Source organism: Streptococcus mitis, assembly GCF_946188695.1.
GTDB classification, from domain to species: domain Bacteria; phylum Bacillota; class Bacilli; order Lactobacillales; family Streptococcaceae; genus Streptococcus; species Streptococcus mitis_DF.
Genome location: NZ_CAMHWI010000007.1, coordinates 14,616 through 27,433 on the forward strand (window position 1 = coordinate 14,616; position 12,818 = coordinate 27,433).

Here is a 12,818-nt window from a genome sequence, read left to right on the forward strand (position 1 = left end):
CTGGCTTGTTCATCTTAACGTCCTAATATTTTTTTGACTAACTGAATAGCTTTGTATTTTAAAGGCGATGGATGATAACGGAAAGTACCTGCTTTTCGTACAATATAGCCATTAAAATTTTGTTTAAAACGCAAAACGCCATCACTACCATCAAAAATCCCTTGAATCCCTAGGAAGTTGTATTTAGGTATTCCACGTTTTATACTTTCCAACATAATATATTTTTGAAGTAGCGCAGGGGCATAGAACTTATTAAATTCAGTGTAGGAACCACTAAAGAGGTAAGTCGTTTCCTGAGGCATATAAACAAATAAACTCCCGGCTAAAACAATATCTTCTTCTCCATATTTTTCAATCAAGTCTCTCGCTTCTGCTTTTCGAACTTCAAAAGTTTCAAATTGACTAGAATATTCTCTCAGTTGATTTTGTTTTTTCTCAGAATTAGGATTTTTACTCAAATCAAGTCGCAACTTGTCTAAGATTTCTTCTAGTTTACTTTGTTCACCTTGCAATTTGCTCATATACTCCGAAAAATTTAAGCTTGCTATGAGAAACTCCGCTTGTTCTCCAAATGAATCATAAAAGTGCTCATAATATTCTAAACTTTTATCACTATATTCTCTACGTTCAGAAGTTTCTTTTGTTATATTCTTAAAAATCGATAGTTCTTCACGTTTTAACTTTTTCAACCGAATGCCAAACGTTTCAGCCTTTTTCACCAAGGGTTTACCCTTTTTGCTAAAACTTTTAAGCAAATTCTTTTCAGTTAATTCAGTCAAATCTTTATAGTATAACCAATCTGGTTCTCCACCTGGATAACCTGTTGTCAATCCATCAAATTGATAACCTAAATTAGTCAAATCTTGAATAATACTTTTTTTCTCAGCATCTATTGGATCACCTTCACTATCAAAAGTTTGATAAGTTTCATAAGGTTTTACAAGCAACTCTAATACACCATTCTGCTTAGCATATGCTTTTAACTCCGCATAAAAAATAGGAAGGGCTTCTTTTTTCGTATAAATAGGCCCCGAATTGAGCTCCATATGCAGACCACCTAGCATGGGCAAGCTATAAACCAGAGCTGCAACTTGAATTTCTCCTTCTTGTTTCAAAGCAAGGTAAACAATTCGAGCCCCTCTTTTTTCTAATAAGTCCCCCATCTGGACAGATTGCATAAAGGAACGAGAAGAAACCTGATCAGAATAAGTACGAAACTCTTCTTTCGTGAGTGTAGTTAGTGCCATATACTTACTTTCTATGTTTTTTTCTTAATGTTTTACGGAAATCAAGAGCAAGTCTTAACAGAGAATAGAGAGGATGAGTGGGCATTGTAAATTCACCCAAATATTCTTCAATCGTTGGATTAAATTTTTCCTTAAAATGATAAAGTCCACCATTGAGAGAGTTTTCAACACCACCTAAATTTTGCCACACCATACCTCGCTCAAAGGCATAGCGAGCCGTTTCATACCAAGTTAAAATTGGTGCATTGTAACGTTTAAAATCATCATCCATACCAGCATATAGATTGACAGAGGTAGTACCAAATTCCAAACTCAAAGTAGCCGCTAAAGGAATGTTTGATTTTCCCATATTCATATATCCCTGCAAGAAATCTATTTCCTCTTCTAAACGTTCTTTTTCCTTCTTCTGTGCTTCTACTTTTGAAGTTCGAGTCGACTCAGTAAACGCCTCTTCCAACGCTTTGTTTTTAGCTAACTGTTCTTCTAATTCTCTTAAACGCTTAGAAACATCCAAATTCGTTAGCGTGATATAGGAATCTTCTTTGAAGTTATCTAATAATTTTCTATAATAAGCTTCGTTTCTTAAATGAATCTCTTTTCGCTTCTCAGTTTTTTTCATCAAAAAGGAAAAGGACTCCAGTAATTCAGTTCCACCAAATTGAATCTCTACACCCTTATTCCGTGCTGTTCGGATAGCCTGTTTTGTGGACTTGGAAAGTTTATCTTCTTCAAAATTTTCCTTGTATATTTTCGCCTGAATACGAGGCTGAATGGTGTCATCCATCTCGGTTGTCTGCCCAGACCATTTCACTCCTAATTGCCCTAAAATCTCAACAATAGCAAGATTTTCAGGATATTCTCTTTTATCTTGATTGACCAAATATTGAGATAGACAAATACTTGGATCGAAAGTCACAAAAACCGCTCTCTTACTACGAGCATAAGACTTAATAGACTGCAAAACAAACTTTAAAAGTTCTGTATCCATGTAATCCAATATGGGACCTCTTGGAATATAAAACATTTTATACCCCAAAGGTAGAGACTTTATGAGAATACTAGCCACAGCCAGTAAGTTCTCCCCTTCATAGACACCAAGTCTCTCATGATTCCAATCAGATTTCACTTTTTCCCAAGCACTGCTTTGTAATACATTAGCTAATTCATGTTCTTTGACAAACTGATCATATTCTAATGTGGGAATGCCAATTTGATAACGGTACATTTCCTACTCTCTTTCCTCCAGTATCTTATTACTATTCTACTACTTTCGTTTGAAAAGTCTAGTGAAAACAGACTTCCATCATTGTTTTAAAGTCAAGAATAACTATAAATAGTGGTTCATTTATAAAAAACTAACTCAATCTCTCTTCTAATTTGAAATCAATTGGTAGGGTTGCTAAGAACCGTTCCAGTTGTTTTTCCCAGTAGTACCACTCGTGAGTTCCAGCGCTATGGCTATAGGTCACATCAAAGCCCAGTCCTTTAAGATTTTTCACTGCGAGATTATTGGCTTCATACAAGAAATCCTGCTCGCCACACCAAGCCCAAAGTTTGGTCTTTTTATCCGATTTTTTAGCCAGACTTTCAAGAGAATAAGGACTAGCTGTCCAATCCTTAATCTCCCCAAACACACCTCTCCAATAAGCTGGTGTTCCCAGACTTTGACTCTCAGGAGAAAAATCTTGAAAGCTAAGGGCACCTGAAAAACTAGCTGCATGAGAAAAACGATTTGTAGCAAGAGCCAGTTTAAAACAACCGTAGCCTCCCATAGAGAGACCAGCGATAAAGGTCTTTTCACGTTTATTAGTCATATGAGGGAAGAAGCGTTTCAAAACCTGTGGCAATTCCTTTGCTAGAGCTGTGTAATAGTCAAAACCATACTGGGTATCGGTATACCAACCATTGCTAGTATTGGGCATGACGACGATAAGATTGGTTCCTCGAAGCAAGCGTTCTACATTGGTTCGCTTGAGCCAACTATTATGATTGCCAGACATCCCGTGCAAAAGGTACAAGACAGGAATATCTTCACACTCTGGTTCCTCCACTCGATTGGCATCAGGATAGAGGACATTCACTCCCCACTCCATATCCAAAACTTGTGAGTAATACTCAATTTTCATTACTGCCATGATTTGCTCCTTCTATTTTCCGATAAGAAAAAGCCAAAACTCGGCTTTCTCTCTGTTTATTTCAAAGATTATTTCGCTTCCATCACCACTGGTAAAATAGCTGGACGACGTTTGGTTTGGTCAAAGAGATACTTGGTCAGATTATCACGAACCTTCCCTTTAAGATCTGCCCAGTCAAAGTCATCTCCTTGAAGATAGTCTTCTACCGTCTGGTTAATCAATTCTGAACTTTCACGGAGAATATCACGGCTCTTCTTGAGATAAACAAATCCGCGCGTATGAACACGAGCCTTGGCCACAATTTTCTTCTCACGACGATTAACGGTAATTGCTACGATGAAAATACCGTCCTCTGACAAGACCTTACGGTCACGAAGAACCACATTACCAACATCACCAATGGCATTCCCGTCAATCAAGACATCCCCTGCCGAAACCGCGCCAGCTGGGACAAAGTCCCCATTCTCATAAGCCATGCTGGTTCCCTTTTTAGGGATGAAAATGCGTTCTGGCAACATCCCAACTGCCATAGCAGCCTTAGCATGGGCATCCAACTCACGGTATTCCCCTTGAATTGGGAAGAGATACTTGGGTTGCAAGAGATTAATCATCAACTGCAAATCACGCGCATTTCCGTGGCCTGACACACGCAAGCTTTGAGTGATCAGTTTGACCACTCCACCAGCTTGGTAAATCATATTTTCCACACGCGCCATAACTGCTTCTTTGGCGATAGACGGAGTCGTTACGATATAGACCAAATCACCATCCTTGATTTCCACATAACGATGGCGACCAATCGACATCTTGCGAAGACCATTGATAGGCTCACCCATACGACCTGTCTCAAGGATGATCAACTCATGGTCTTCAAAGCGAGACATATCTTTTGGCTTAATCAAAAGACTCTCGTTAGCTAGAGACAATTTCTTGAGGCGAATAGCAGTACGGATGATATTTTCAATATCAAATCCTGTCAAGACCACACGACGGCCTGTTGCATCCGCAGCGTCAAACACCTGCTGAATACGAGAGAGGTTGCTGGCTACCGCCGCAACGATGATACGACCATCCCAGTCCGAAATGGTTTGAGTGATCTCGTCCCCAACTTCACTTTCGCTAGCCACTTGGATATTACTATCTGCATTGGCTGAATCGCTAAGAAGAGCTAGAACTCCATCACGACCGATTTCTGCCAAGCGAGCGAAGTCTGTCGCATAAGATTCACTAGCTGTCTGGTCAAATTTGAAGTCACCTGTATAAACGATGCTACCTTCAGCTGTCTTCAAGACAACACCCAGACTTTCTGGGATAGAGTGGGTCGTACGGAAGAAGGACACCACAGTCCCTCCAAAATCAATCTCTGTATCCTCATCGATAACATGGAAATCATTGAATTTCTTAACTGTGTCATTCCCTTTAACAAAGAGTTTGGCCAACTCAATGGTCAACTCAGAGCCAAATACAGGTACCTTGGCTTCAGCCAAGAGATAAGGCAGAGCACCAATGGCATCTGCATGTCCGTGGGTCAAGAAGACCCCAGCGATACGGTCGCTATTTTCAAAAAGGTAGTCCATATTGGGAATGACCACATCCACCCCTAGTTGTTCATTTTCAGGGTATTTTAGACCTGCATCCAAAACGAAAATAGACCCATCGATTTCAGCGATATACATATTTTTCCCATTTTCACGCACACCACCAAGTGTTGTTAAACTGATATTACTCATTTTTCCTCCGAAAGCTTAGTTTATCTTGATTATAGGGTTACTTGCCCTCTTATTCTAAAAGCACTATTACTTTTAGCCGAATCTTTTCCTACCATTATACCATTTTTTTGATGATTTTCAAAATGAAGATTTGTTTTCAAAAAAGAGCTAGTTGCCCAACTCTTTCCTATCTGCTATTCTTTTTCCATTAAAAAGTTATAAATTTCTTGCACGGTACCCAGCGCCATCATTTCTTGGTCTTTAACGGTTTGTTTGAGATTTTGGTAAATCTGACTTTCTCCGATCTCTCGCTTCGGTGCCTCTTTATTCACTGTCATGACACCATCTTTGATGGTCACAAAGCCTAGTTCTTCAAATACTTGAATCATCTTGACCAGCAAGATTTGTTGAATATTGAGATAAGCCGCCAAATCCTTCAGTTTGTAGCGAATATCAAACTCTGGGAACTTGTAGATGGTCTTGTACAATTTGGCAAACTGCTCTCTAGTCCCATAGCCTGTCAGATAGTAGGCCTTGTCAATATCATTTTTGAAATAGACAACAGAGAAATTCTGTTCCTGAAAAATGGTCTTCAGCTGAGTAATATCCTCAGGAACGTTTTTTACGATAACAGCTTCACTATCCGCCAGATTCGGCAATTCTCCAGCAAAATCCAAGACCGGAACTCCTTCTGGCAAGACTGCATTCTTCCCACGGATGTTAAAGAGTTGAACACCCTCTACACGCGCATCCACCATCATCAACTGGAGGGCAGTTTGACCATTCCATTGGTTGACAGACAATTTAACTGCCAACTCTAGATTCTTGGTTTGGGCAAATTCTGTTGCCAATCTGCCTTGACCGAAGGCTACCACTTCAAAACTCGCCTCACCTTTGGAAATTTTCAACTTGAGATGGGCATTGCCTGCCCCCATAGTACGGGCACTTTCGACCTGAAAATCCTTGATATAAAAGACAGGTTTCTGATTGTTCATTCCAAAGGGAGCTAAACGTTCAAAACTTTTGACCGTTTCCAAGCTAAGTGTCTCCAAGTCTAGCTCTTCATCTAAGTTTAACTTGTTCTTGCCAGCAGCATCTGTACCTTTTTCACGGACATAATCTTCCAAAACCTGAGATAAATCTGAGAGTTTCTCCACTTCCAGCGTCATTCCTGCTGCGCCAGCATGGCCACCAAAGGCTATGAAGAGGTCTCTATGAGGATCCAGAGCCTCAAAAATATCGACCGCTTCCACGCTACGAGCACTACCCTTGGCACGACCGTCCTCTATATTGAGAACGATGACTGTCTGCCCTAGTTCTTCCAACAAACGACCAGCCACGATACCTAGAACCCCAGGATTCCAGCCTTCCTTGGCCAAAACCTGGACCTTCTTCTCAGGATCCACCATGGTCTTAGCTTCTTCATAGATAGACTGGACGATTTCCTTGCGCTCTTCGTTTTTCTGATGAATCATAAGGGCAATCTCATGCGCCTCCTCGTCGTCAAATCCAGTCAGCAAATCAATGGCAGGATTAGGATCATCCAAGCGACCCAAGGCATTCAAACGAGGGGCAATCTGGAAACCAACTGTCTCTTCTGTCACCTCGTTAGCAGCAATCCCAGCCATGTCCAGCATTTCTTGTAGACCAATGCGCTGAGTGTGCCCCAACATTTCCAGACCATATTGAACTAATATACGGTTCTCATCTGTCAAACTCACCATATCAGCAATGGTACCAATAGCGACCAAATCAAGCAATTCCACTTGTACTTCTTCTAACAGGGCACAAGCCAGCTTGAAAGCAACTCCACAACCAGCCAAATATTTGAAAGGATAGTTCGCATCTGGATGTTCAGGATGGACAATAGCATAGGCATCTGGTAAGGTTTCAGGCATGGAATGGTGGTCGGTCACAATAACATCTACTCCCATAGACTGGGCCAATTCAATAGCCTCGTGACCCGCTACCCCATTATCCACTGTCACAATCAAGGAAATCCCTTCTTGCTCGATAAAGTATTTATAAACACTAGCATTTGGACCATAGCCATCAGTAAAACGATTGGGCAAGTATACACAGCACTCAGCGCCAAGCTGTTCCAAACTTTCCTTCACAATCGAAGCTGAAGTCATACCATCCGCATCGTAGTCCCCATAAACGAGAATATTTTCCCCTTCTTCAATGGCCTGACGAATCCGAGCCACTGCCTTGTCCATATCATGGAGTAGATAAGGGTCATGCAACTCCTCCAAGGAAGGTTCTAAAAATTTCTTCAAACTTTCTTCGTCCTGAATCCCTCTCTCAAACAATAAGCGAGCTACCTCAGGACCCAGTCCAGCCTTCTTGGCTATTTTTGTAAAATCCGCATCTTCAACCTGCGGGGCAAACTGCCATTCATAAGTAGGAGTTATCAAAAAAACATCCACTCTTTCTAAGAATTCTATTGCTTCATTATAACATGATTTAGACGTTTTCTCTATCCAGATTGCTTTTTTATAAAATTTTAGTGAATTTTTTCAGATATGATTTGACAAGACAAATCTTTTGGTGTAGAATCATGTTATAAAATCTAACACAAAGGAGATTCTTTATGGCTTTAGTAGAATTTGAACACGTCGAAAAATATTACGGAGACTACCACGCACTCCGCGACATCAATCTCCGTTTTGAAAAAGGACAAGTCGTTGTCCTCCTTGGACCATCTGGTTCTGGGAAATCCACTCTTATCCGTACCATCAATGGTTTAGAGGCTGTCGACAAGGGAAGTCTTCTAGTAAATGGTCACCAAGTTGCTGGTGCCAGCCAGAAAGATTTGGTTCCTCTTCGTAAGGAAGTCGGCATGGTTTTCCAGCATTTCAACCTATATCCGCATAAAACAGTGTTAGAAAACGTAACACTTGCACCCATAAAAGTTCTAGGAATTGATAAAAAAGAAGCTGAAAAAACAGCCCAAAAATATCTGGAATTTGTAAATATGTGGGACAAAAAAGATTCTTATCCAGCCATGCTATCTGGTGGACAAAAACAACGAATCGCCATTGCTCGTGGACTCGCTATGCATCCTGAACTCCTTCTCTTTGATGAACCAACATCGGCTCTTGACCCTGAAACCATCGGAGACGTTCTGGCTGTTATGCAAAAATTGGCCCACGAGGGTATGAATATGATTGTCGTCACCCATGAAATGGGCTTTGCCCGTGAAGTTGCGGACCGCATCATCTTTATGGCTGACGGAGAAGTTTTGGTGGATACGACAGATGTCGATGACTTTTTTGACAATCCGAGCGAACCTCGTGCCCAACAATTCCTCAGCAAAATTATCAACCATGAAAGTGACAAAGTCAAATAAGGAGGCGCCTATGAAAAAGAAATTTTTTTTATCCGCATTATTGATTAGCCTTTTCGGCCTTGCTACTGCAAAACCAGTTCAGGCTGATACCAGCGTCGCAGATATTCAAAAGAGAGGCGAACTGGTTGTCGGTGTCAAACAAGACGTTCCCAATTTCGGTTACAAGGATCCCAAGACAGGAGCCTATTCTGGTATCGAAACAGACTTGGCCAAGATGGTCGCTGATGAGCTTAAGGTCAAGGTTCGCTATGTGCCTGTTACTGCACAAACTCGTGGACCGCTCCTAGACAATGAACAAGTTGACGTGGATATCGCGACCTTTACCATCACAGACGAACGCAAAAAACTCTATAACTTTACCAGTCCCTACTACACGGACGCTTCTGGCTTTTTGGTCAATAAATCTGCCAAAATCAAAAGTATTGAGGACCTAAACGGCAAAACCATCGGAGTTGCCCAAGGTTCCATTACCCAACGCCTGATTACTGAACTGGGTAAAAAGAAAGGTCTGAAGTTTAAATTCGTCGAACTTGGTTCCTACCCAGAATTGATTACTTCCCTTCATGCTCATCGTATCGATGCCTTTTCCGTTGACCGCTCGATTCTATCTGGCTACATTAGCAAACGCACAGCACTACTAAATGATAGTTTCAAGCCATCTGACTACGGTATTGTTACCAAGAAATCAAATACAGAGCTAAACAACTATCTTGATAACTTGGTTACTAGATGGAGCAAGGATGGTAGTTTGCAAAAACTTTATGATCGTTACAAGCTCAAACCATCTAGCCATACCGCAGATTAAGGAGGACACCCTATGACAGATTTATCATCTTGGACAGCCTATTTTCAGGATTTTGACCAATTTTTCAACGGTTTCCTCTTCACCCTTGCCCTAGCGATTGGATCCTTTATCCTAGCTATGGTTCTGGGCATCTTCTTTGGAGCTATGTCAACTAGCAAACGTCCAATTTTGCGAATTTTGGCTCGCATCTTTGTGGAATTTTACCAAAACACTCCCCTCTTGGTTCAGTTTGTTATCGTTTTTTATGGCCTACCTCTTATCAGTGACCATATCATCATGATTCCGATTTATTGGACAGCTGTTCTCTGCGTGGGACTCTATCACGGTGCCTATATCGCTGAGGTTATTCGCTCAGGCATTCAGTCTATTCCTAGCGGTCAGATGGAGGCTGCCTTGTCGCAAGGTTTTACTTATATCAGTGCCATGCGCTTGATTATCTTGCCTCAGGCCTTTCGTATCATTCTCCCTCCTTTGACCAACCAAATCGTCAACCTCATCAAAAACACCTCAACAGTCGCTATCATCTCTGGAGTAGACTTGATGTTTGTGACCAAGTCTTGGTCAGCCCTCAACGGAAATTACATCCCAGCATTTTTAGGCGCTGCCCTTCTCTACTTTTCTCTTTGCTTCCCTGTTGCCCAGTTTGGTCGCAAGATGGAGCAAGCCAACAAAAAAGCCTATTCACTTTAGGAGGTTACTATGGAATCCATTTTAGAAGTTTTAACCCCAGATAACCTAATCTTTATCTTTAAAGGATTTGGCTTGACCCTCTATATTTCTCTGATTGCCATCGTCCTCTCTACCCTTATCGGTACAGTTTTAGCCGTCATGAGAAATGGGAAAAATCCTATCTTGCGTATTATTTCCAGCATTTACATTGAGTTTGTACGTAACGTTCCCAATCTTCTCTGGATTTTCACCATCTTTTTGGTGTTCAAGATGAAATCCACTCCAGCAGGAATTACAGCCTTTACCCTCTTTACCTCAGCAGCCCTAGCTGAGATTATCCGTGGCGGTCTCAATGCCGTGGACAAGGGTCAGTACGAAGCAGGAATGTCGCAAGGTTTTACCTCAACCCAAATCCTCTACCACATCATTCTTCCGCAAGCGATCCGTAAAATGTTACCAGCTATCATTTCTCAGTTTGTAACCGTGATTAAGGATACCAGTCTTCTCTACTCCGTTATCGCCCTACAAGAGCTCTTTGGAGCCAGCCAAATTCTCATGGGCCGTTATTTCGAACCAGAGCAGGTCTTCAGTCTTTATATCCTGATTGCCCTCATCTACTTCAGCTTTAACCTAGCAATTTCTAGCCTATCTCATATGCTGGCCAAACGTTGGCAACAAGCTGCAGAATAACAAATTAGCTCTCCGGTTTAATTGGAGAGTTTTTTCTACGCAAACACTCAAAAACACTGCCAGATTTCTCTAGCAGTGTTTTGAGTTTCATTTATCTTAGTAAACTGTTCTTTCAGTTTCTACATCGAAGAAGTGTGCTTTGTTCAAGTCAAATCCAAGTTCAACTGTTGCACCTGTTTGCAAGTAGTCACGAGCATCCACTTTGGCAACAAATTCGTCTTTACCAACTTGGCAGTAAAGGTGAGATTCTGAACCAAGCAATTCTGATACTGAGATAGTAGCTTTGACAACTGATTCTGGGAATGTTTCAAGGAAAGCAGGCTCTGCATTTACGTCTTCTGGACGGATACCGAAGATCAATTCTTTACCTTCGTAGCCTTTTTCACGAAGAACTTTCAATGCTCCTTCTGGCACTTTCAAGCGGAATCCGTCAGAAATAATTTCGCTACCAACCAATTTCACATTGATGAAGTTCATAGCTGGGCTTCCGATGAATCCTGCTACGAATTTGTTAACTGGATTTTTGTAAACTTCTTGAGGAGTACCGATTTGTTCTACACGTCCGATAGTACCTGTACCAGCAGGGTTCTTAGTTGCTGACATGATAACGATACGGTCTGCAAGTGTCATCGCTTCTGTTTGGTCGTGAGTTACGTAGATAGTTGTAGCTCCGATACGACGGTGGATTTTAGCGATTTCAGCACGCATAGATACACGAAGTTTTGCATCCAAGTTTGACAAAGGTTCGTCCATCAAGAATACTTTCGCATCACGGACGATGGCACGACCCATGGCAACACGTTGACGTTGACCACCTGAAAGGTCAGCTGGTTTACGTTCCAAGAATTCCTTCAATCCAAGGATTTCAGCTGCTTCTTGCACACGTTTGTCGATGTCTTCCTTGCTGTATTTACGCAATTTCAAACCGAAAGCCATGTTGTCATAAACCGTCATGTGTGGGTAAAGAGCGTAGTTTTGGAATACCATGGCGATGTCACGATCTTTTGGAGCTACGTCGTTGACAACCACTCCATCGATAGATGCAGTACCTTCTGTAATATCTTCAAGACCAGCAATCATACGAAGAGTTGTTGATTTACCACATCCTGAAGGACCTACGAAAACGATAAATTCTTTGTCTTTGATGTCCAAGTTGAAGTCTTCAACTGAGTAGTGTTCGCTGTTTGGATATTTTTTGTAAATATTTTTAAGATTCAATTCTACCATGAGGTGAACTCCTTTTGTCTTTTGATAGTTTTATTATAGATGAAAACGTTTTACTTTTCTATGGCAAGGTGACCAAAAAAACAAAAAAGTTCTGTGCAACTTGCACAAAACTTTAGAGAATATCTGGTAAAATCAACTGATAGCACAGGGTCAGGTCAGTCAATTCCTTCAACTGTAGACCTGTCAATTCTTCCCACTTATCAATCTTGTATTGGAGAGAATTACGATGCAAATACAGTTGTTGTGCTGTTTTAGTGAGAACAGCACTATTTTTCCAAAGAGAGAGAATGATTTCCTGAATCTGGTCCTGATCCAAAATCATCTGGTGCAGGCATTCTTTAATGACTCTCAGGTCCACAATTCTTTCCCCCATACTCCAAAGATAGAGTTGTGAAAAGGTATGAACACCTTGGTGACCCTGACGCCACCAAGTCTTGAACAAATCGCGCTCCGCTTTGATTAAGTCTGATAGGGCTTGATGGCCTGTCTGAGACCAAACCTGACCCAACATGATAGATAGACGCAGTCCAAAATCATACTCAACCGCTTCAATCGTATCACTTAAAATAGCTCGTACAGAAGTGTATTTATCTTGTTGAAGTACGAAAACATAATCCTGAGCTCCAACCTGAAGCACTGTCTGACAGTTAGGAAAAAGGGTCCGCATCATATCCAGCCAAGAGGTCAGATTTTCCTGTTGAAAATAGGAAAGATGGCAATAAACCAGCTGAATCTTTTTGAAAGCTTGCGGTGCCTGCCCCTTTCCCTCAATCAGATAGGGATACCAAGGATTGAGAGAACTGGCCTTCTCCTGCTGGGTCAAAAGGGCAACCAACTGCTTTTCACGCTCACTGAGACTAGCTTCCTCCAGCAAAATCCACTGCTGAGAAGCTAAAGGGAGAGTGAGATAGCCTTCTTTCTCTACTGGTTGGTCTGAAATCTGAGCCTCGGGAAACCAGTCTTGTAGTTCTTTTACAAGCATTT

General features: G+C 41.4%; 11 protein-coding genes. 4 read left to right on the plus strand and 7 right to left on the minus strand.

Going from position 1 to position 12,818, the window contains the following annotated elements:
- Nucleotides 1-14 precede the first annotated feature (14 nt).
- The 5 genes from murN to recJ form a co-directional block, all read right to left on the minus strand.
- Nucleotides 15-1,247 carry a peptidoglycan bridge formation alanyltransferase MurN gene (gene murN / locus N8L33_RS04330; protein ID WP_261058588.1) on the minus strand — a complete coding sequence of 411 codons (1,233 nt, stop codon included), beginning with the start codon at nt 1,245-1,247 and terminating at the stop codon, nt 15-17.
- A gap of 4 nt (nt 1,248-1,251) precedes the next feature.
- The gene (locus tag N8L33_RS04335) at nt 1,252-2,472 is read right to left on the minus strand and encodes a peptidoglycan bridge formation alanyltransferase MurM (RefSeq protein WP_261058589.1); all 1,221 of its coding nucleotides are present in this window, start codon (nt 2,470-2,472) and stop codon (nt 1,252-1,254) included.
- A 130-nt stretch (nt 2,473-2,602) separates the two neighbouring features.
- Nucleotides 2,603-3,382 (minus strand): alpha/beta hydrolase, encoded by a 780-nt coding sequence (locus N8L33_RS04340; RefSeq protein WP_261058590.1) that lies wholly within the window; start codon nt 3,380-3,382, stop codon nt 2,603-2,605.
- A gap of 68 nt (nt 3,383-3,450) precedes the next feature.
- The gene (locus tag N8L33_RS04345; protein ID WP_261058591.1) at nt 3,451-5,112 is read right to left on the minus strand and encodes a ribonuclease J; all 1,662 of its coding nucleotides are present in this window, start codon (nt 5,110-5,112) and stop codon (nt 3,451-3,453) included.
- Between the two features lie 173 nt (nt 5,113-5,285).
- Complete coding sequence (recJ, locus tag N8L33_RS04350; RefSeq protein ID WP_261058593.1) at nt 5,286-7,508, minus strand: single-stranded-DNA-specific exonuclease RecJ; 2,223 nt, start codon at nt 7,506-7,508, stop codon at nt 5,286-5,288.
- A gap of 176 nt (nt 7,509-7,684) precedes the next feature.
- On the opposite strand from recJ, the gene N8L33_RS04355 reads away from it, so the two are divergent.
- From N8L33_RS04355 to N8L33_RS04370, 4 genes are read left to right on the plus strand one after another with little or no spacing between them, the layout of a single operon-like run.
- Complete coding sequence (locus N8L33_RS04355; RefSeq protein ID WP_001229571.1) at nt 7,685-8,443, plus strand: amino acid ABC transporter ATP-binding protein; 759 nt, start codon at nt 7,685-7,687, stop codon at nt 8,441-8,443.
- A 10-nt stretch (nt 8,444-8,453) separates the two neighbouring features.
- Nucleotides 8,454-9,248: a transporter substrate-binding domain-containing protein gene (locus tag N8L33_RS04360; RefSeq protein ID WP_261058594.1), complete on the plus strand. Its 795-nt coding sequence runs from the start codon at nt 8,454-8,456 to the stop codon at nt 9,246-9,248.
- Between the two features lie 12 nt (nt 9,249-9,260).
- On the plus strand, nt 9,261-9,938 hold the full coding sequence (locus tag N8L33_RS04365) for an amino acid ABC transporter permease (RefSeq protein WP_261058595.1): 678 nt from the start codon (nt 9,261-9,263) through the stop codon (nt 9,936-9,938).
- A gap of 9 nt (nt 9,939-9,947) precedes the next feature.
- Nucleotides 9,948-10,607: an amino acid ABC transporter permease gene (locus N8L33_RS04370; protein ID WP_125422974.1), complete on the plus strand. Its 660-nt coding sequence runs from the start codon at nt 9,948-9,950 to the stop codon at nt 10,605-10,607.
- Between the two features lie 96 nt (nt 10,608-10,703).
- Here the strand turns inward: N8L33_RS04370 and N8L33_RS04375 are convergent, their stop codons facing one another.
- A complete protein-coding gene (locus tag N8L33_RS04375) occupies nt 10,704-11,834 on the minus strand; it encodes an ABC transporter ATP-binding protein (RefSeq protein WP_084948064.1) in 1,131 nt (376 codons plus the stop codon).
- Nucleotides 11,835-11,946: 112 nt separating this feature from the next.
- Complete coding sequence (locus N8L33_RS04380; protein ID WP_261058597.1) at nt 11,947-12,816, minus strand: PucR family transcriptional regulator; 870 nt, start codon at nt 12,814-12,816, stop codon at nt 11,947-11,949.
- Nucleotides 12,817-12,818 lie beyond the last annotated feature (2 nt).

Excerpts from the sequence above, each read along its gene's own strand:
- N8L33_RS04380 (WP_261058597.1), bottom strand. The coding sequence starts at position 12,816 with ATGCTTGTAAAAGAACTACAAGACTGGTTTCCCGAGGCTCAGATTTCA.
- N8L33_RS04365 (WP_261058595.1), top strand. The coding sequence starts at position 9,261 with ATGACAGATTTATCATCTTGGACAGCCTATTTTCAGGATTTTGACCAA.
- N8L33_RS04340 (WP_261058590.1), bottom strand. The coding sequence starts at position 3,382 with ATGGCAGTAATGAAAATTGAGTATTACTCACAAGTTTTGGATATGGAG.
- N8L33_RS04335 (WP_261058589.1), bottom strand. The coding sequence starts at position 2,472 with ATGTACCGTTATCAAATTGGCATTCCCACATTAGAATATGATCAGTTT.
- N8L33_RS04370 (WP_125422974.1), top strand. The coding sequence starts at position 9,948 with ATGGAATCCATTTTAGAAGTTTTAACCCCAGATAACCTAATCTTTATC.
- N8L33_RS04345 (WP_261058591.1), bottom strand. The coding sequence starts at position 5,112 with ATGAGTAATATCAGTTTAACAACACTTGGTGGTGTGCGTGAAAATGGG.
- N8L33_RS04375 (WP_084948064.1), bottom strand. The coding sequence starts at position 11,834 with ATGGTAGAATTGAATCTTAAAAATATTTACAAAAAATATCCAAACAGC.
- N8L33_RS04360 (WP_261058594.1), top strand. The coding sequence starts at position 8,454 with ATGAAAAAGAAATTTTTTTTATCCGCATTATTGATTAGCCTTTTCGGC.
- N8L33_RS04355 (WP_001229571.1), top strand. The coding sequence starts at position 7,685 with ATGGCTTTAGTAGAATTTGAACACGTCGAAAAATATTACGGAGACTAC.
- murN (WP_261058588.1), bottom strand. The coding sequence starts at position 1,247 with ATGGCACTAACTACACTCACGAAAGAAGAGTTTCGTACTTATTCTGAT.